The sequence below is a fragment of the Streptomyces sp. NPDC002088 genome (assembly GCF_040296605.1).
Lineage (GTDB): Bacteria > Actinomycetota > Actinomycetes > Streptomycetales > Streptomycetaceae > Streptomyces.
Genome location: NZ_JBEOXO010000014.1, coordinates 157,283 through 175,671, shown reverse-complemented (window position 1 = coordinate 175,671; position 18,389 = coordinate 157,283). Strand labels below are relative to the sequence as shown.

Annotated in this window: 16 protein-coding genes; 8 read left to right on the top strand and 8 right to left on the bottom strand. The window is 70.5% G+C overall.

Annotated elements, in window-relative coordinates; translation table 11 throughout:
• The first annotated feature begins 1 nt into the window (after position 1).
• The 6 genes from ABT114_RS28190 to ABT114_RS28165 all read left to right on the top strand — a co-directional run bounded on the left by ABT114_RS28190 (position 2) and on the right by ABT114_RS28165 (position 4,959).
• Positions 2-1,342, top strand: coding sequence for an LLM class flavin-dependent oxidoreductase (locus ABT114_RS28190; protein WP_351145680.1), 1,341 nt, complete (start codon positions 2-4; stop codon positions 1,340-1,342).
• Between the two features lie 187 nt (positions 1,343-1,529).
• A complete protein-coding gene (locus ABT114_RS28185; protein ID WP_351145679.1) occupies positions 1,530-2,570 on the top strand; it encodes an LLM class flavin-dependent oxidoreductase in 1,041 nt (346 codons plus the stop codon).
• Between the two features lies 1 nt (position 2,571).
• On the top strand, positions 2,572-3,339 hold the full coding sequence (locus tag ABT114_RS28180) for an alpha/beta hydrolase (protein WP_351145678.1): 768 nt from the start codon (positions 2,572-2,574) through the stop codon (positions 3,337-3,339).
• Positions 3,340-3,401: 62 nt separating this feature from the next.
• Positions 3,402-3,956, top strand: coding sequence for an NADPH-dependent FMN reductase (gene ssuE / locus ABT114_RS28175; protein WP_351145677.1), 555 nt, complete (start codon positions 3,402-3,404; stop codon positions 3,954-3,956).
• 332 nt (positions 3,957-4,288) lie between these two features.
• Complete coding sequence (locus ABT114_RS28170; RefSeq protein ID WP_351145676.1) at positions 4,289-4,537, top strand: hypothetical protein; 249 nt, start codon at positions 4,289-4,291, stop codon at positions 4,535-4,537.
• Positions 4,534-4,959, top strand: a complete 426-nt coding sequence (locus tag ABT114_RS28165) for a DUF6262 family protein (RefSeq protein WP_351145675.1) — start codon at positions 4,534-4,536, stop codon at positions 4,957-4,959. Before ABT114_RS28170 ends, ABT114_RS28165 begins: the two co-directional genes overlap by 4 nt.
• Here ABT114_RS28165 and ABT114_RS28160 read toward each other — a convergent pair.
• From ABT114_RS28160 to ABT114_RS28145, 4 genes are all read right to left on the bottom strand, one after another.
• Entirely contained in the window at positions 4,953-5,465 is a 513-nt protein-coding gene (locus ABT114_RS28160) for an NUDIX domain-containing protein (RefSeq protein WP_502988403.1), read from the bottom strand. The two genes, ABT114_RS28165 and ABT114_RS28160, sit on opposite strands and share 7 nt — an antisense overlap.
• 96 nt (positions 5,466-5,561) lie before the next feature.
• Positions 5,562-6,962: an ABC transporter substrate-binding protein gene (locus ABT114_RS28155; RefSeq protein ID WP_351145674.1), complete on the bottom strand. Its 1,401-nt coding sequence runs from the start codon at positions 6,960-6,962 to the stop codon at positions 5,562-5,564.
• Positions 6,963-7,018: 56 nt separating this feature from the next.
• Complete coding sequence (locus ABT114_RS28150) at positions 7,019-8,317, bottom strand: O-acetylhomoserine aminocarboxypropyltransferase/cysteine synthase family protein (RefSeq protein WP_351145673.1); 1,299 nt, start codon at positions 8,315-8,317, stop codon at positions 7,019-7,021.
• Complete coding sequence (locus tag ABT114_RS28145) at positions 8,314-9,339, bottom strand: isopenicillin N synthase family dioxygenase (RefSeq protein WP_351145672.1); 1,026 nt, start codon at positions 9,337-9,339, stop codon at positions 8,314-8,316. The genes ABT114_RS28150 and ABT114_RS28145 overlap by 4 nt, the downstream gene beginning before the upstream one ends.
• Positions 9,340-9,916: 577 nt before the next feature.
• On the opposite strand from ABT114_RS28145, the gene ABT114_RS28140 reads away from it, so the two are divergent.
• Positions 9,917-11,278 carry a bifunctional o-acetylhomoserine/o-acetylserine sulfhydrylase gene (locus tag ABT114_RS28140; RefSeq protein WP_351145671.1) on the top strand — a complete coding sequence of 454 codons (1,362 nt, stop codon included), beginning with the start codon at positions 9,917-9,919 and terminating at the stop codon, positions 11,276-11,278.
• On the top strand, positions 11,275-12,420 hold the full coding sequence (metX, locus tag ABT114_RS28135) for a homoserine O-acetyltransferase MetX (RefSeq protein WP_351145736.1): 1,146 nt from the start codon (positions 11,275-11,277) through the stop codon (positions 12,418-12,420). Before ABT114_RS28140 ends, metX begins: the two co-directional genes overlap by 4 nt.
• Positions 12,421-12,456: 36 nt before the next feature.
• Here metX and ABT114_RS28130 read toward each other — a convergent pair whose 3' ends face one another.
• From ABT114_RS28130 to ABT114_RS28115, 4 genes are all read right to left on the bottom strand, one after another.
• A complete protein-coding gene (locus ABT114_RS28130; protein WP_351145670.1) occupies positions 12,457-13,731 on the bottom strand; it encodes a sulfite oxidase in 1,275 nt (424 codons plus the stop codon).
• An 801-nt stretch (positions 13,732-14,532) separates the two neighbouring features.
• The gene (locus tag ABT114_RS28125) at positions 14,533-15,759 is read right to left on the bottom strand and encodes a dipeptidase (protein ID WP_351145669.1); all 1,227 of its coding nucleotides are present in this window, start codon (positions 15,757-15,759) and stop codon (positions 14,533-14,535) included.
• A complete protein-coding gene (locus tag ABT114_RS28120; RefSeq protein WP_351145668.1) occupies positions 15,756-17,432 on the bottom strand; it encodes a dipeptide ABC transporter ATP-binding protein in 1,677 nt (558 codons plus the stop codon). The genes ABT114_RS28125 and ABT114_RS28120 overlap by 4 nt, the downstream gene beginning before the upstream one ends.
• Positions 17,425-18,387 carry an ABC transporter permease gene (locus tag ABT114_RS28115; RefSeq protein WP_351145667.1) on the bottom strand — a complete coding sequence of 321 codons (963 nt, stop codon included), beginning with the start codon at positions 18,385-18,387 and terminating at the stop codon, positions 17,425-17,427. The genes ABT114_RS28120 and ABT114_RS28115 overlap by 8 nt, the downstream gene beginning before the upstream one ends.
• Positions 18,388-18,389: the final 2 nt, after the last annotated feature.

Here is an 18,389-nt window from a genome sequence, read left to right as displayed (position 1 = left end):
CATGCCCCGCACCATCCACCTCGCCCTCCACCCCTACGGCGTCGGCGGCCCGGGCCAGCACGGCCTGTGGAAGGACCCGCGCGTCGCGAAGAACGCCAGCATCGACATCGACTACTACATCCGGTTGGCCCAGGCGGCCGAACACGCCCTGTTCGACGCCTTGTTCATCGTGGACAGCCAGTTCATCAACGCGACCTACCCGGCGCACTACCTCAACCGCCTGGAGCCGCTGACCCTGCTGTCCGCGGTCGCCACTCACACCCGGCACATCGGCCTGGTCGGCACCGCCAGCTCGACGTACAACTCGCCGTTCAACCTCGCCCGCCGGTTCGCCTCGCTCGACCACATCAGCGGCGGCCGCGCGGGCTGGAACGTCGTCACCAGCTTCGACACCGGCACCTCCCGCAACTACGGGCTGGACGAGCACCTGGACTACACCACCCGCTACGGCCGCGCCCTGGAGTTCGTCCAGGTCGCCCGCGGGCTGTGGGACTCCTACGAGGACGATGCCTTCCCCGCCGACGTCGAGCGGGGCGTCTTCCTGGACCCGTCCAAGCTGCACGAACTCGACCACGTGGGCGAGCACTTCAAGGTGGCCGGGCCGCTCAACCTCTCCCGTTCCCCGCAGGGCCAGCCGGTGATCTTCCAGGCCGGGGTGTCCGAGGAGGGCCGCGATCTCGCCGCTCAGGTCGCCGAGGGCATCTACGCGCCCGGCGGCACCCTGGAACAGGCGCAGGAGTACTACGCCGACATCAAGAAGCGCACCGCCGCCTACGGCCGCGACCCCGACCACATCAAGATCTTCATCCACGGCGGCCCGGTCGTCGCCGCGACCGACGAGGCGGCCCGCCGCCGCGAGCGGGAGATCTTCGAGGAGGACAACGACTTCGACCGCAACCTCGCCCTGCTGGGCCGTTCCTTCGGGGCCTACGACTTCAGCGTGCACGACCTGGACGCGCCCTTCCCGGATGTCACGCACCTCGCGGAGAAGGGCGGCCGCACCGGCGCGGCGAAACTTATCGAGCGGGCCCGCGCGGAGAACCTGACGCTGCGTCAAGTAGCCGAGTCGGTGAACCAGTTCCGTCAGTCGCCGTTCGTCGGGGACCCGCGCACCGTCGCCGACACCATCGAGCGGTGGTTCGACGCCGGGACCTTCGACGGCATCAATCTCGCCTTCCGCACCGAGGAGGAGCTGCACCTCTTTGTCGACGGTGTGGTGCCGATCCTCCAGAAGCGCGGCCTGTTCCGTACCGAGTACGCGGCCGACACCCTCCGCGGGAACCTCGGACTGCCGGTCCCGGTCAACCGGCACGCCCGCGAGCCGCAGCTCGTGCAGGACTGAGGCGGAGCTGTGAGCGACCTGTCGGTGACGGGGGGCCGTGACGTCCACACCGTCCGCTTCCCGTCCGCCACTCCGCCGTCGGCGGTCGACGTCCGCCCTGGCGGCGAATCCCAGCCCCCTGCCCTGCTTCGCAGGAGTTTCGTTTCCTCCCCCGGCTGAAGCCGGGGGTATCCACGAAAGGAATCCGATGACGAGCGAGAAACCTCGGCTCCGGCTGGGCTTTCTCACCCATGTCCAGGGCCGTGACGGCGGCTTCGCCCGCACCTATCGCAACGCCCAGGAACTGTTCACCGTCGCCGACGAACTCGGCTTCGACGTCGGCTGGGTCGCCCAGCACCACGTACCGCTCAGCGGCGGTGGACTGTCCTCCCCGTGGACCTTCCTCGCCCACGCGGCGGCGCGGACCACCCGTATCCGGCTCGGCACCGCGGTCACCGTCCTTCCGCTGGAGAATCCGGTCCGCCTCGCCGAGGACATCGCCACCGTCGACACCCTCAGCGGCGGGCGGGTCGAGATCGGCGTGGGCAGCGGGTCGAGCGATCTGGAATACGCCGCCTTCGGCCAGGACGTCGCCCGCAAACGCGAGTTGACCAGCCAGAACCTCGACGTCCTGCGCCAGGCCTTGGCCAACCGGGAGGTGGGCACGCCCGGATTCCGGATCCAGCCGGAGGCGGGCGACTTCACCGACCGCATCTGGCAAGGCGTGTTCAGCGCGCAGGGTGCCGCGTACGCCGCGGAGCGCGGTTCGAACCTGTTGCTCAACCGGGCGGCCTACGGCTTCGACGCTCCCACCGACGAGGTGCAGCGCCCCTGGGCCGACACCTATCTCGGCGCCTGGAACCGGCCGCGCCGCCCGCGCATCGGTCTCTCCCGTTTCGTGTTCCCGGCCAAGGACCGGCGCACGGCGCTGCGCCACATCGGTGACGACGTCCACCGCGCGGCACTGCGCATGGCGGAGCACGGCGCATTCCCCAAGGGCCTGGACGCGGCCGAGGCGCTGCGCCGTTTCCACTGCTTCTACGGCCACCCCGACGAGATCGTCGCGGCGCTGCGGCAGGAGAGGGTCCTGCCCGTCGCGACGGATCTGATCGCCCAGTTCAACCCCGCCGTTCCCGACCACGACGCGACCGTCCGCGCGCTCGAACTCATCGCGACCGAAGTGGCCCCCGCGGTGGGCTGGACACCCGCGCACCAGGCCGCATCCGCATCCGCATCCGCAGGAGTGTGACATGACCCAGTACAGCGACTACTACGGCCCCGAAGGCCTGCGCACCCGTGGCACCGTCATCGTGGTTCCCGGCCGGGGCGAGACACGCGCGACCTACGCTCGCTTCGGCAGGCGGCTCGCCGCGGACGCCTACCGCGTGCGTGTGATCGACGGCCCGGACCTCGCCGCCGAGGACCTGGGGGCCTCGTTGGACGGCTTCGCCGCCCAGGTCGCCGACGCCGTCGAGGGCACCGTGTCCGAGGGCGATGTGGTCCAGCCCGTCGTGCTCGTCGGAGCAGACTCGGGTGCCGCCGCGGTCGCCGCGCTCCTCGGCCGGGCCGGGGGGTCGGCCGCTCGGCAGCCCGACGCCCTCGTCCTCGCCGGCCTGCCCGGGCGGGCCGCGGGCGCTGCCGAGACCTGGGACGACGAACTCGCCATCCGGACCTCCTGCCCCGCCCACCGGGGCGTGCTCACCGAGGATCCCCAGGTGCGGCGGGGCGCGCTCGACGACGCCCTGCCGGATGCCCTGCTCACCGCCGTCCACGACGGCGACGTCGACGTTCCGGTCCTGCTCCTCGTCGGGGACACCGATCCCCTCGCCGACCACGAGGTGCTGGCGCGCACGGCGAAGTCACTGCCCCGCGCCCGCCTGTCGGTCGTGCACGGCGCCCATCACGACGTCCTCAACGACCTCCAGCACCGTTCGGCGGCGGCCGAGGTCGTCTCGTTCCTCGAAACGCTCCGCAACGAGCTGCGCCCTGTGGTCACGGTGCGGTCCAGCGCGTGGTGAGTAACCGCCGTACGAGTCGGCCTTGTTCGCACGTCTGAACCTCATTCCAGAAAGGTCCCCGCGTGGCTGCCATACTGTCCGTTTCCGGAAGCCCCTCCCCCACCTCCCGTACCACCCGGCTGTTGCGCCATCTGGACGACCGGCTGCGGCGGCAGGGGCACGAGGTGACCCCGCTGGAGGTGCGCACCCTGCCACCCGAGGCGCTGCTCGGCGCGGACTTCGCACATCCGGCGATCGTCGCCGCCACGGATCTGTTCGCACGGGCGGACGGGGTCGTGATCGGCACGCCTGTGTACAAGGCCGCCTACTCGGGCCTGTTGAAGTCGCTTCTCGACCTGCTCCCGCAGTACGCGCTGACCGGCAAGACCGTGCTGCCGCTGGCCACCGGTGGCAGCACGGCCCACGTCCTGGCCATCGACTACGCCCTGCGCCCGGTTCTGAGTTCCATGGGCGCGGCGCACATCGTGCCCGGCTGGTTCACACTCGACCAGGACATCGCCGCGGAAGGCGCCGCGTCGATCGTCGCGCCCGCTGCCGCCGAGGCATTGGAGCAGGTCACAGACCAGTTCTCCGCCGCGCTGGGCGGACGTACGGACACCCTCGCCGCCACGGGGTGACGCCATCGGAGGGCAAGTGCCTCGCCCAGTCGACCGGGGCCAACAGCCTCGCGATCCACAAGCTTCACCTGACTCTTGCGAGGAGGCCCCGGCGTTCACGCCGGGGAGGAATCGCGTCCTGCGGCAGCGACGCGGAGTGTCGCCGCATCCGGGCTCTCGGGCACGGAGCGCCCGTAACGGCCTGCCCGGCGAAGCCCGGGACGGCGAACGCGTGTGCCTGTGTTCGCCGTTCGAGGTGATCGTTGCGAGAAGGACGTGCGGCTGTGCGGATATCGTACGTACGCTCCCGCGGTGGGGTGGGAGTCGACCGGGACACGGGCGGGGGTGAGGGCATGACGCCAGAGGCAGAGACCGTCGCTCTGATCGAGCGCACCACCACCCAGTTCCAGAACCGCCACGGCCGTCCCATGCCCGACGACAACATCTGGCTCATCCAGCGCGCCGCCGAACGCGACGCGCTCACCCGGCTCCTCACTTCCATGCAGTCCGCCCCCGGCCGAGCCCTCCAAGGCGCCGGGAGCCCTACCAGCCCGACGCCCGTGTCCATCGACCTCACCCGCCACCGGCAGACACAACCGTGACCGACAACCGCCAGCGCCGCACCGAGACCCTCGCCCAAGCCGCCCGCCACAAATCCGAGGCAAAGACCAAGGCCGCCGAGGCTGCCATCCGCGCCCTGACCAAGCGCGGCGAACCGATCACTTTCCAGGCCGTCCAGCGCGAGGCCGGCGTCTCCCACTCCTTCCTCTACACGCACCCCACCCTGCGCGAACGCATCTCACGCCTCCGCCGCCAGAACCTGCCGACCCCCCGGCCCCAACCAGCGGACAACAGTGAGAGCAACCTCGTCCTGGCCCTCACGACCGAGGTCGCCCGCCTCAAAAAGCAGATCCGCCAAGAGACACAGGCCCTGCGGGACGCGCTCGCACAGGCCCACGGCGAGAACCTCGAACTCCGCCGCGAACTCGCACGTCGCGGCGGACCCGAGGCAACTCCTCAGTGACGGCCCATCCGGCCAGCCAACCATGCCGCGTGCTGACGGATACGCAACAGATCATCGGGAAAGCAGCTCTCCCAGCCCTCGTCCAAACGCGTCCATGCCACCGGCTGCCCGTCCTCCGCGACGAACGGGGTTGCCGCATCAACGACCGTCGCATACGACAACCCCAGAGTGACCGGATAGCCCGGGTGATACGAGCGAACCGCAACCGCCGCCGGGTCAGGCAGCAGTTCCGGCTGAAGACCCGTCTCTTCGAGCAGTTCCCGGCTCGCACCCTCGCGGGGCGTTTCTCCGGCTTCGACCTTCCCGCCCGGCGGAACCCACCCCCGCCAGCGGTGCTTCACCAACAACACCTGGGCAAGGGTCGTGTCGAATACCCAGACCTCGGCCCCAAGTGGCTCCATCGGCCCCTGCCGGGCAGCGGCGAGCCACTGGCGGGCCCCGTCGAACTCGGCCACCGCCCGTTGAGCATCCACGACCGCGGCCTCGACGGCACGCTTGTCGACCACGTTCCGAATCATCGAGCCAAGATACGGTCACCCACTGACATCGCCCACGTCCCATCGATCTCATCAACGTCACACGCTGCGGCAACATGCCAACCCTCATGGCAAACCGCCGATAACTGAAGGGAGGGGAGGATTCAATGGTGGAGTGGCCATCGGTACGGCCGTCCTGGCTCCAGCCCCAGGTCGTGGCGTACGGCCGCGACCTGGGCTGGCGTGGCAGCGGGCCTCGGCGTGGTCGACAAGGCTGAGCTGGAAGTCGTGCTTGGTGTAGACGGCGTCGAGCCAGGTCTGGAACTCCACCTGCCGGACGGTGAGTCGGATGCCGACCTGCCCCAGCTGGGAGGCGAGGTAGTCGCCGATCTCGGTCGGGTAGATGTTGGGAATCTTGACGGTGAGCTTCAGGCCGTCGCCGTAACCCGCCTGCTTCAGCAGCTTCTTGGCGCTGTCCGGGTCGTACGCGTCGATCGAGGTGAGGTCCTCGTAGCCGGGGTCGGTGGCCGGGACGGGTCCGCCGACCTGCTTGGCGGCGCCGCCGAGGGTCTTGATGAGACCGGCGTTGTCGATGGCCTGGCGGATGGCGCGGCGGACCCTTATGTCCTTCGTCGGGCCCGAGGTGTTGTTCAGCGCGAGCGTGAACTTGTCGGTGGTGTCGCCGCGCAGCACCGTGTACTTGCTCTTGTCGGAGAATGGCTGGAGCAGGTCGGCCTGGGCCGCCGTCTCGACGTCGGTCTGTCCCGTCCGCTGCGCGTTGTTGGCAGCGTTGTCGTCCTTGATGTAGTGGAAGACGACCTTGGCGACCTTGGCCTTCTTCCCCCAGTAGGCGTCGTTGCGGACGAAGGTGATGGAGGAACCGCGCTTCCAGCCGCTGAGCTTGAAGGGCCCGGTGCCGTTCTCCTGGCCGGCGAGCGTGGAGAAGTCGGTGCCCTTCTTGAAGACGATGCCCGCTCTGCCGGTCAGGCCCCAAGTGAGGCCGGTGTCACGGTGTTTGAGCTTGACGACGACGGTGTGGTCGTCGGAGGCGGACACGCTCTTCACCGACGCGAGCGCCGCCGCGTCGGGGTTCTTCGAGCCGGCCTTCGTGACCTGCTGCAACGACCAGACGGCGTCGGCCGCGGTGACCTTGCTGCCGTCGTGGAAGGTGGCGTCCTTCGCGAGCTGGAAGGTGTAGGTAAGCCCGTCGGACGACTCCTCGTACTTGGTGGCGAGGCTCGGCTCGACCTTGTTGTCCTCGTCGCGGGTCAGCAGACCCTGGTAGATGTTGTCGAGCAGGATCTGGTCGAGCGCCGCGCCCGCTGTCGAGGCGATGTCGAGGCTCGTCGGCTCCAGCACGAGGCGTACGTCGACGGTGGCGCCGGTGTCGATCTCGGTCGGCTCGGCGGCCTGGCTGGTCTGTCCGGCGTTCGCCGGGTCGTCGGCCGAGCCGGTGCCGCAGGCGGTGGCGGCCAGGCCGACGAGTGCTGCGGTGGCGGCGAGCCGGGCGGCGGTGCTGCGGCGCATGGCGGATCGTGCTCCTTGGCTGTCGGCGGTGCGTGGATCGCAGAGGTTGTCGGTGCTCATGCGGCGGCCGCTCTCAGGCCGGTCTCGAGGTCGGCGATGAGGTCGTCGACGCCTTCGAGGCCTACGGAGAGCCGCACCAGGCCCGGGGTCACACCGGCCGCCGCCTGCTGACCGGCGTCGAGTTGGGCGTGGGTGGTGGAGGCGGGATGGATGACCAGGCTGCGTACGTCGCCGATGTTCGCGAGATGGCTGAACAGCCGTACGCCTTCGACGAAGCGGCGGCCGGCTTCCAGTCCGTCGGCGAGTTCGAAGGCGAGGACAGCTCCGGCGCCGCGCGGCAGGTACCGCTTGGCCTGGGTCACCCAGGGACTGGACGGCAGGCCCGCATAGTGGACTCGGCCGACCTGTGGCTGTACCTCCAGCCATGCGGCCAGTGTCTGTGCGTTCGCGACGTGCCGCTCGATGCGCAGGCTGAGTGTCTCCAGTCCCTGGAGGAGCAGAAAGCTGTTGAAGGGTGAGACGGCCGGTCCCAGATCCCGGACCAGCCGGGTGCGCAGGCGCAGCGCGTAGGCGAGTCCGAGGTCGGAGAAGGAGTCCCAGAAGGACAGCCCGTTGTACGTCGGGTCGGGGCGGGTCAGGCCCGGCCACCGGTCGGGGTCCGCCCCGAAGTCGAAGTGGCCGCTGTCGACGACGACCCCGCCGATGCCTGTGCCGTGTCCGGACAGGAACTTGGTGGTGGAGTGCACGACGATGTCGGCACCGTGCTCGAAGGGGCGCAGCAGGTAGGGCGTGAGCACGGTGTTGTCGATGACGAGCGGGACGCCTGCTTCGTGGGCGATGCGGGCGACGGCCTCGATGTCGAGGACGTTGCCGCGCGGGTTGCCGATGCTCTCGCCGAAGAAGGCCTGGGTGGTCGGGCGTACGGCGGAGTACCAGGCGCCCAGGTCGTCCGGGTCGTCGACGAAGGTGACATCGATGCCGAAGTCGGCGAACGTGTGTTCCAGAAGGGTGCGGGTACCGCCGTAGAGGGAGGACGAGGCGACGATGTGGTCGCCTGCGCGCGCCAGGTTCAGGAGGGCCAGGGCGGTCGCGGCCTGTCCGCTGGCCACCGCCACGGCCGCCGAACCGCCCTCCAGGGCCGCGATGCGCTCCTCGGCCACTGCGGTGGTCGGGTTCGACAGCCGGGTGTACGCGTGCGTGGTGAGGTCGGCGAGTTCGAAGGCCGCGGCGGCGTGCGCGGTGTCGCGGTAGACGTAACTGGTGGTCTGGTGGATCGGCACGGCGCGTGCGCCGGTGGTGGGGTCCGGTACGGCGCCCGCGTGGACCTGGCGTGTCTCGAAGGCCCAGTTGCTCATCGTCCCTCCCCCTTGGCCAGGACGTCGGCCCACCAGCGTTCGGCGACCCGCGGATGCGAGCGGAGCCAGCCGACCACGGCGTTCTCCCCGAAGGCCGCCAGGAGCGGGTTGTCCGGGTCGTCGGTGACACCACGGCTGCGTGCCGCCAGCTCCGGCGGCAGTTGGAGGGGCTTGACGACCGCGTCGAGGCGCGGGCCGAGGAAGAAGGGGATGGAGTAGCGGTCCACGCCCGGCTGCGGGCTGACAACCCGGTGTCGAGTGGCCTTCAGATAGCCCTGGGTGGCGATCTCCAGCATCTCGCCGATGTTGAACACGAAGGCGTCCGGGACGGGTACGGCGTCGATCCAGCCGCCGTCCTCGCGCTGGACCTGAAGCCCGCCGACCTCGTCCTGCTGCAACAGGGCGAGATAGCCGTAGTCCTTGTGGGCGCCCACTCCCTGGTCGGCGTCGGCCGCGGGGCGCGGCGGATAGTGCACGATCTTCACGTGCACGGCAGCCTCGTCGTCGAACCACTGGTCGAAGTAGCCCTGGTCCTGTCCGAGCGCGGCCGCCAGTGCCCTCAGCACCTCCCGGCTCACCCGCAGCGCTTCCGCCTGCCAGCGCAGCACGATGTCGCGCAACTCCGGTCGCATGGAGGGCCATTGGTTCGGCCCGACGAGCCGGAGGTAGTCGGGATCGCCCGGTCCGACGTCCACGGCAGCGCGCTCCGGACCGATGTCGATCTGCTCACGCCAGTCGGCACTGCCGGCCGTGTACTCGGTTCCGGTGCGCGTATATCCGCGGAACTGGGGCGAGTTGAGGTTCTCGATCTCCAGCCGCAGTTCTTCCGGAAGAGCGAAGAAGGCGCGGGCCGCGTGCAGGGCCTCGTCCCGTACGGACGCGGGAACGCCATGTCCGGTGACGTAGAAGAACCCCACTTCGTGGGCGGCGGCGCGGAGTTCGGCCAGGAAGGCGTCGCGATCGGTGCCGGGATCTCGGAAGCGGGAGATGTCGATGACGGGCAGGTGGGTGGGCTGTGCCATGGGTTTCCTTCGCGGCGGCGGCTGACCCGGACACGGCGGCGCGCGTGGCGACGGCCGTACGGGAACGGCCGATTGCCGACAGGGAAGAGGGGTGCGCCGAGAGCGGGTCGGGGAAGGCAGGGGCGAGACGCGAGCCGTTACACGGCGGTCAACGACAGATCTGGTCGAACTGGTCGGCGCGGCGGCTCACCCAGAACGGGTCGAGCAGCACCGTGTGTGCCTGGCCAGTGGTCTCCATGGCCGGATCAAAGCACACGCTCGCAGGTGCGTCCACAGGGTGTCCCGACGGGTGAGACGGCGACCGGGCGAGGCACCATCTTCCTCCGTGTCGTGCTGGTGCGACCTCACCAACTGTGGTTACCTGACCTCATGACCGTGCTTGTGACCCGCCGCCACGTTGACTACGTGCGTGTCACCACCACGCGTTGTTCCGCCGTGAGCTGACGCCCCCGCTCCGGCATCCGATCCCCCTCTTCACCACCGCGCCGCGGTGTCCTTCGCCCTGCCCTCTTCCGGTCGAGGACAGCACAACCGCGGTCCCTTCAGGCACCCCGCACGCCCCGTACAAGGGAGAACCATGAGCCAGCCGATCGACTCCGTCACCGCAGGCCACACCCCCGAGGACGAGCCAGCCGGCCCCGACACCTCGGCCTGGTCGTTCGAGACCAAGCAGATCCACGCCGGCGCCGCACCGGACCCGACGACCGGCGCACGGGCGACGCCGATCTACCAGACGACGTCGTTCGTCTTCCGCGACACCCAGCACGCCGCCGACCTGTTCTCGCTCGCCGAGCCGGGCAACATCTACACCCGTATCCACAACCCGACCCAGGACGTCTTCGAGCAGCGGATCGCCGCGCTCGAAGGCGGGATCGCGGCAGTGGCCCTGGCCTCCGGGCAGGCAGCGGAGACCCTCGCCATCCTGACGCTGGCGAGCGCGGGCGACCACATCGTCTCCAGCACGTCCCTGTACGGCGGCACGTACAACCTGTTCCGCCACACCCTGCCCAAGTTCGGCATCGAGGTGTCCTTCGTCGACGACCCGGACGACGTCGAAGCCTGGCGAGCGGCGATCCGGCGGAACACGAAGGCCCTGTTCGCCGAGACACTCGGCAATCCGCGCGGCAACGTGCTCGACGTACGGGCGGTGGCCGACGTCGCGCACGAGGCGGGTGTCCCGCTGATCGTGGACAACACCGTGCCGACCCCGTATCTGCTGCGGCCCATCGAGCACGGCGCCGACATCGTCGTCCACTCCGCGACCAAGTTCCTCGGCGGCCACGGCACCACCATCGCCGGCGTCGTCGTGGACGGCGGCACCTTCGACTTCGGCGCGCACGCCGAACGCTTCCCCGACTTCAGCGAGCCGGACCCCAGCTACCACGGCCTGCGGTACTGGCCCGCCCTCGGCCCGGGCGCCTTCGCCATCAAACTGCGCGTCCAGCTGCTCCGCGACATCGGGCCCGCCCTCTCCCCGCACTCGGCCTTCCTGCTGCTGCAAGGCGTGGAGACGCTCAGCCTGCGCATCGAACGGCACTCCGCCAACGCCCAGGCCCTGGCCGAATGGCTGGAAGGGCGCGACGAGGTCGCCGCCGTCCACTACCCGGGCCTCGAGTCCAACCGGTGGTACGAGGCAGGTCGGCGCTATCTGCCGCGTGGCGCCGGCGCGATCCTGGCCTTCGAACTGCGGGACGGGGTCGAGGCCGGCAAGCGGTTCGTCGATGCCGTCGAGCTGTTCAGCCATCTCGCCAACATCGGCGACGTACGCAGTCTCATCATCCATCCGGCGTCCACCACCCACAGCCAGCTGGACGACGCGCAGTTGGCGGCGACCGGCACCTCGCCCGGCCTGGTGCGCCTGTCGGTCGGCATCGAGAACCTCGCCGATCTCAAGGCCGACCTGGAGGCAGGCTTCCGCGCGGCGAAGGGCGCGTCCTGAACACCGTACCGACGACCTCCGAGGTCCCCCTCCCGCCGGCCTCCGGGGCCTGGCGGGAGGGGGACCCTCCGGGGCGCCGCCAATGGCACGTCCGGGAGAAACCGCTGCCGTTGGAGGCGGGAGGTGAACTGCCCGGCGTGCGGCTGGCGTTCGAGACCTGGGGGCGGCTCGCACCGGACCGTTCCAATGCCGTACTGGTGCTCCACGCGCTCACCGGCGACAGCCATGTCGCCGGACCGGCCGAACCCGGTCACCCCACCCCCGGCTGGTGGGACGGGCTCATCGGGCCTGCTCTGGCCTTGGACACGGACCGCTGGTTCGTCGTCGCTCCCAATGTGCTGGGCGGCTGTCAGGGCAGTACCGGACCGTCCTCGACGCGTCCCGACGGACGGTACTGGGGAGGCGCCTTCCCCGCTCTGACACAGCGCGACCAGGTCGCCGCGGAAGCCGGCCTGGCCGACGCACTCGGCATCGACCGCTGGGCCCTGGTGATCGGCGGCTCCATGGGCGGAATGCGCGCCGTGGAGTGGGCCGTGTCGTATCCGGACCGCACGAGCGCGCTCCTGTTGCTGGCCACCACGGCGGCGGCGAGCGCGGAGCAGATCGCCTGGGCAGGCATTCAGCTCCACGCCATCCGCAGCGACCCGCACTGGCGCGGCGGCGACTACCACGTCACGGGCCGGGGTCCGCACGCGGGACTCGGTCTGGCGCGCCGCCTCGCCCACGTCACCTACCGCAGCGAGCCGGAGTTGCAGGTCCGCTTCGGTCGTACGCCCCAGGGTACGGAGGACCCCTGGAACGGCGGTCGGTACCAGGTCGAGTCCTATCTCGACCACCACGCCGCCAAGCTGGTGCGCCGCTTCGACGCGGGCAGCTATGTCGTGCTGGCGGACGCCATGAACACGCACGACATCGGGCGCGGTCGCGGCGGTACACGCGCCGCCCTGCGCCGCGTGACCGCCAGAACGCTGGTCGCCGGAGTGAGCTCGGACCGCCTGTATCCCCTCACCCAGCAGGCGGAACTGGCTGCCGGGATCAACGCAGTGGATCACCTCCGGGTGATCGAATCGCCCTACGGTCACGACGGCTTCCTGATCGAAGTGGAGCAGGTCGCCGCGCTCGTGGGCGAACTCGTCGAGTGACGGCGGCCGTTGAGATATGGCTGTGCCGGTTGTCCGTCACACCACGCTCACCGGATGCCGGACCACCGCGTCGAACAGGTAGCCCTGTGTGTTGGGCACCGCGATGTCCGGCTGCGCACGGCCGGCCGTGTCCGTGGCGCGGGCCAGCAGGTGAGAGGCGCCGGGGGCGTCGGGCTGCCAGCCTAGGGACCAGCGGGTCCAGGTACCGGCACGGGGCCGGTCGTGCAGGCGGGCGGGCCGCCAGTTCGCCCCGCCGTCGGTGCTGACGTCGACCCGGGCGACGGCGCCCGCACCCGACCACGACCGTCCGTGCAGTACGTGCCTCTGCCCCGCCGTGAACGTGGCCCCGCTCGCCAGCTCGAACGCGCTCTTCGTGGCCTGCCGGGTGAGCGGCGCGCTGCCTCCCTCCGGGTAGGAGGGGCCGAACAGCCGGTAGAAGGTGGTGTTCCAGGGCGAGTAGAGCGGCTGCGCGGACACCTCGATGTCGCCGACCCACTTGATCGAAGCGATCCCCACCCAGGAGGGCACCAGCACCCGCACCGGATAGCCGTGGTCGTACGGAAGCGGCTCGCCGTTCATCTCGTACGCGAGCAGTACGTCGTCCAGCGCCTTGGCCAGCGGCAGCGGACGGCGTACCCGGCCCAGGTTCTCGCCGCCGCTGACGTACTCGGCGTCCAGGCCGCGCGGCTGCACGTCCACGGCGTACGGGGACAGCCCGGCCCTGCGCAGCACGTCGGCCAGGCGCACCCCGCGCCAGCGTGCGACGCCGATCGCTCCCAGGGTCCACGAGGTTCCGGTGACCGTCTCGCCCTGCTGTGTCGTGTAGTAGGAGCGGCCGTTTCCGGCGCACTCGACGAAGGCGGTACGGGTGACGGCCGGCAGGGCTCGCAGATCGTCGTAGCCGAACTCCACCGGCCGGTCCTCGCCGGGGGTGCCACGCAGCCCGCTCCCCCACAGCCGCAGCCGCCAGTCGTCGGCTTCCAGGACAGGGGTGGCGGTGTGGTTGCGCACGAAGAACAGCTCGTTGGGGGTGTGGTGGCCGGTTCCGCGCAGCGCCTCCCAGCGGGTCTCGGCGTTGGTGCCGCGCTCGATGAACCACTCGGGCGGCAGGGGCTTGACGATCGTCCCGACGGCGGCGTGGGCGGGCCGCGTGCCGCCCAGTGCGGTCCCGGCGGCGGTGGCGGCGAGCAGGGTGAGGAGCCGACGGCGGCTGACCCCGTCGGCCCTCGCCTCACCGGCGAGCCACTGGCGCAGTCTGCGGCGGTCGTAGTCGGTTTCGTAGCGGTGACCGGCGGGGGTGGGAGAAGGCATGGCGGGTCCTCGTCATGAGGGGCGAAAATTGCACGAGAAGGGCCGGTGCGGGCCCAAGCATCCGTCGGTGCGGTCGCCACCTACACAACTGGCGTGTTTGGCACGACGGTTGACAGAGAGATCAGGAAGCGCGTGATCAGCCGGTCGTCCGACACAGCGCGGCGGCCACGCGGACGAGGTCCACGGCGCGGCGGCGAGTCAGAGGCTTCGGCGACGGCATGGCGGGATGCAAGCACGTGGGGTGGAAGGTGTCAATGGAGCGCTCGCGTAGACACATTACAGCTCGGGGTCCCGCCAGTGATCGTCTCGGATGGTGGCTGTCCGTTGACGCCTCCGAGTCACCCATGCTTGCATCGCCGCATGCCGCGCCAGTCGCTGACCTGCCGCCGCTGCGTCGACCTGGTACGTGTCGCAGCCGCGCTCTGTTGCGCCACCACCCGCTGATCACCCGTCAGTCCTGGCGCTGAACGTCTCGCGCTTCACGCCGAGTTCCTCGACCCGGCCCCACCGGTGCGCCGCCGAAGACGTCCGCGCCCCGCATCCTCCTGTTGGCTGTACGAGGAGAAAGGGTTCAGGGCGGACCAGAGTTGCCGTTCCACGTCCGTCAGCGGTATGTGTGCGGCAGGGCACTCCGGGTGGCCGGGGCAGCCGGCGTCCCGCTCTCGCGTGCACCCAGGCTCCTCACCGCTGACAAAGGCCCGGGACGCCGGAAGCCCCCACAAGCAGCATCCGACCGCGAGGAGTCCCGGCGTCCACCGGGCGATGACGTCGGCCCATCGGCGTTCGCGTTTCACTGCGCGCTCACCGCAGGGGGGCCGTCGGCCACAGCGGCTCGGTCGCACGCAGTTCTGCCTCACGCAGGACGCGGAGCACGTTGCGGCCCGTCAACGCCTCCAGGTCGGCACGGGACCAGCCGCGGCCGGCGAGTTCACGCAGCAGGGCCGGGTAACCCGAAACGTCCATGAGGCCGGTGGGCTGGTGGTCGACGCCGTCGTAGTCGCCGCCGAGGCCGATGTGGTTCACGCCGGCCACCTCACGGGCGTGTTCGACGTGATCGGCGACCTGGGCCACCGACACCTCGGGGCGCGGGTGGGCCTCGGTCCAGCGCCGTAGCCGGTCGTCGACAGGCGCGGTGAATACCGCCGCGTGCTCCTCGGCGACCTGGGCGGGATCCTCGCCCGGCCTGGGTGCGCGCGGCCAGGTCCAGGGCCTCTCCGGCAGTCCGAGGCGTTCACGCTCGGCCTGGAGCCCCTGCGCCCACTCGGCGACCTCGGCGGAGATGAAGTACGGGACGAAGGTGAGCTGGATGACGCCGCCGTTCTCCCGCAGCAGCGCCAGGACTCCGTCGGTGACGTTGCGCGGATGGTCGTTGAGGGCGCGTACGGAGGAGTGGCTGAAGAGCACCGGAGCGGTGGAGGCGGCCAGCGCCGCCCGTTGAGTGGACTCGGCGACGTGGGAGAGGTCCACGAGCACGCCGGTGCGGTTGAGTTCGGCGACGATCGCACGACCGGTGTCGTTGAGGCCGCCGACGCGCGGCTTGTCGGTGGCCGAGTCCGCCCAGGAGGTGTTGTCGTTGTGAGTGAGGGTCACATAGCGGACGCCGAGCCTGGCGTACGACCGCAGCACGCCCGGGGATTCGGCGAGGCTGTGGCCGCCCTCGACGCCCAGCAGGGAGGCGATCCGCCCATCGGCAACCGCACGCTCGACGTCGGTTGCGGTGTAGGCGATCCGCAGCGTGTCGGGGTAACGGGCGACGAGCCGGTAGACGGCGTCGATCTGCTCCAGGGTCGCCACCACGGCCTCGGGCTCGGGCAGCTTCGAGGAGACGTACACCGACCAGAACTGTGCGCCGACCCCTCCGGCGCGCAAACGGGGTAGGTCGGTGTGGAGGTCCGGGCGGCCGTCGGCGAGGCCCTCGACGCTGTTGCCGGAGCGGGCGCGCAGCGCGACGGGTAGGTCGTTGTGGCCGTCGAAGACCGGCGTGCTGCCGAGCACTTCCTCGACCACGTCCGCCACGGTGTCGGTCATGGGCTTGCCACTCCTTCGTCGAGGGCGTCAAGGGTTCGTTCCTGGCGGCGGGCCTGCCGGACCGGGTCGGGGACGGGCAGGGCTGCGACCAGCCGCCGGGTGTAGTCGTCCTGCGGATCGCCCAGCACCTGGGCCGTGGAACCCGAGGCGGCGATCCGGCCCCGGTGCAGGACCACGACACGGTCGGCGACCTGCTCGACCACCGCGAGGTCGTGGCTGATGAAGAGCGCCGCGAAGCCCAGTTCCCGCTGGAGTTCGGTGAACAGGTCGAGCACCTTGGCCTGGACGGACACGTCGAGGGCCGACGTGGGTTCGTCGGCGATCAGCAGCGGGGGCCGCAGGGCGAGTGCGCGGGCCAGGGCGGCTCGCTGTCGCTGGCCGCCGCTGAGCTCGTGGGGGTAACGGTCGGCGTAGGAGCGGGGCAGATGGACGGACTCCAGCAGCGCCTCGGCCTCGGCCTGGATGGCTTTCGCCCCTGGTTCGCGCAGGTGGACGATCAGGGGTTCCGCGATGCTGTCGCCGATGGTCAGCAGCGGGTTGAAGCTGGCGGCGGGATCCTGGAAGACGTAGCCGATGTGGCCGGCCCGGCCGCGTGTGCGGCGTCGATCCGTCAACTGCTCGCCGAACACCTCGAGTCGACCGCCGGTCGCGGCGGTCAGTCCGGCGACGGCCCGGCCGATGGTGGTCTTACCGCTGCCGCTCTCCCCCACCAGCCCGAGCACCTCCCCCAGCCGGATATCGAAGCTGACGCCGTCGACCGCCCGGAAGCCCTTTCTCCCCAGCCGCCCGGGGTAATTCACCACCAGACCGGCGGCCCGTACGACGGGCTGCTCGTCCTGAGGCGCGGACGTCTGCGTGCGGTCGCCCTGGCCGAAGACCGGTACGGCGGCCAGCAGATCGCGGGTGTACGGATGCGAGGGCGCCGCGAACAGCTCGCGCACCGCGGCCTGTTCCACGATCTCGCCCTCACTCATCACCGCCACCCGGTCCGCGAGGTCGGCGACCACGCCCATGTTGTGGGTGATGAGCAGGACAGCGGTGTCGAAATCGGTGCGGACGTGGTGCAGGAGTTCCAGTATCTCCGCTTGGACGGTGACGTCCAGGGCGGTGGTGGGCTCGTCGGCCACGATGAGTCTGGTGCCGAGGGCCAGGGCCATGGCGATGACGGCGCGCTGTTTCTGGCCGCCGGAGAGCTGGTGCGGGTAGTGGTCGACGCGCGTGGCCGGGTCCGGGATGCCGACCTTGTCGAGCCATTCGACGGCCAGGGCCCGTCGTTCGGCCTTGCTGCCGCCATGGCCGTGGGCGCGCAGGCCCTCGGTGAGCTGCCAGCCGATGGTGAAGACCGGGTTCAGCGCGGTGGACGGCTCCTGGAACACCATCGCGGCGTGGGTGCCGCGCAGTTCGCGGAGCCTCGGGGGAAGCGCGGTGAGGATGTTCTCGGTCGGGTCGGCGGTGCCGTCGCCGAGCAGGACGCGGCCGCGGGCGGTCGCGGTGGCAGGCAGCAGGCCCAGGACCGACTTGGCGGTCACGGTCTTGCCGCTGCCGCTCTCCCCCACCAGGGCCAGCACCTCTCCCGGTGCGACGGACAGGTTCACTCCCTTCACGGCCGGGACGGTTCCGGTGTCCGTGGCGAAGGAGACGTGCAGGTCCTCGATGCGCAGGAGGTCAGTCATCGTGCGCGCCTCCTTCGGGGCCGGAGATGTCCGTACGGGCAATGGTCGAGGCGCCACGCCGCCGCAGCCGCGGGTCGGCCAGGTCGGTCAGGCTCTCGCCGAGCAGGGTGGTGCCGAGCACGGTGAGCACGATGGCCAGGCCGGGCGGGATCGCCGTCCACCACAGGCCCGAAGTGACGTCCGCGACCGAGCGGTTGAGGTCGTAGCCCCACTCGGCGGCCGAGTTGGGTTCGATGCCGAAGCCGAGGAAGCCGAGGCCGGCGAGGGTGAGGATGGCCTCCGAGGCGTTGATGGTGAAGATCAGCGGGAGGGTGCGCACCGAGTTGCGCAGCACGTGCCGGAACATGATCCGCCAGGTCCCGGTGCCGATCACCCGGGCCGCGTCCACGAAGGGCTCCGCCTTCACGCGGATCACCTCGGCCCGTACGACACGGAAGTACTGCGGCACGAAGGAGACGGCGACCGCGCAGGCCGCCGCGCCGAGGCCGCCGACCAGGCTCGACTGTCCGCCGCTGATCACGATCGACATGACGATGGCGAGCAGCAGCGGCGGGAACGCGTAGAGCGCGTCGGCCACGCCCACCAGGAGCCGGTCCAGGCGGCCGCCGAGATAGCCGGAGGCCAGACCGAGAACCGTGCCGGGGACCACCGAGAGCAGCAGCGCGGCGAGGATGATCTCCAGAGCGGTGCGGGCGCCCCACACCGTGCGGGACAGCACGTCGTAACCCGCGATGGTGGTGCCCAGCGGATGCCCCGCGCCCGGCGGCTGCTGCGAGCCGAACAGCCCGCCGGAGTCGTGGAGTTGCGCGTAGTCGTACGGCGCGACCAGCGGCCCGACCAGTGCGGTGAGCACGAACAGTCCCGTCAGGACCACCCCGGTAACCAGCATGGCCCGTTGTACGCCCGCACTCGCCCGCAGGGGCAGCGGCAGCCGTCGTAGAAGAACCTGCGCCACGG

Excerpts from the sequence above, each read along its gene's own strand:
- ABT114_RS28145 (WP_351145672.1), bottom strand. The coding sequence starts at position 9,339 with ATGGCACAGCCCACCCACCTGCCCGTCATCGACATCTCCCGCTTCCGA.
- ABT114_RS28125 (WP_351145669.1), bottom strand. The coding sequence starts at position 15,759 with ATGACCGACACCGTGGCGGACGTGGTCGAGGAAGTGCTCGGCAGCACG.
- ABT114_RS28185 (WP_351145679.1), top strand. The coding sequence starts at position 1,530 with ATGACGAGCGAGAAACCTCGGCTCCGGCTGGGCTTTCTCACCCATGTC.
- ABT114_RS28150 (WP_351145673.1), bottom strand. The coding sequence starts at position 8,317 with ATGAGCAACTGGGCCTTCGAGACACGCCAGGTCCACGCGGGCGCCGTA.
- ABT114_RS28170 (WP_351145676.1), top strand. The coding sequence starts at position 4,289 with ATGACGCCAGAGGCAGAGACCGTCGCTCTGATCGAGCGCACCACCACC.
- ABT114_RS28120 (WP_351145668.1), bottom strand. The coding sequence starts at position 17,432 with ATGACTGACCTCCTGCGCATCGAGGACCTGCACGTCTCCTTCGCCACG.
- ABT114_RS28130 (WP_351145670.1), bottom strand. The coding sequence starts at position 13,731 with ATGCCTTCTCCCACCCCCGCCGGTCACCGCTACGAAACCGACTACGAC.
- ABT114_RS28180 (WP_351145678.1), top strand. The coding sequence starts at position 2,572 with ATGACCCAGTACAGCGACTACTACGGCCCCGAAGGCCTGCGCACCCGT.
- ABT114_RS28140 (WP_351145671.1), top strand. The coding sequence starts at position 9,917 with ATGAGCCAGCCGATCGACTCCGTCACCGCAGGCCACACCCCCGAGGAC.
- ABT114_RS28190 (WP_351145680.1), top strand. The coding sequence starts at position 2 with ATGCCCCGCACCATCCACCTCGCCCTCCACCCCTACGGCGTCGGCGGC.
- ABT114_RS28155 (WP_351145674.1), bottom strand. The coding sequence starts at position 6,962 with ATGCGCCGCAGCACCGCCGCCCGGCTCGCCGCCACCGCAGCACTCGTC.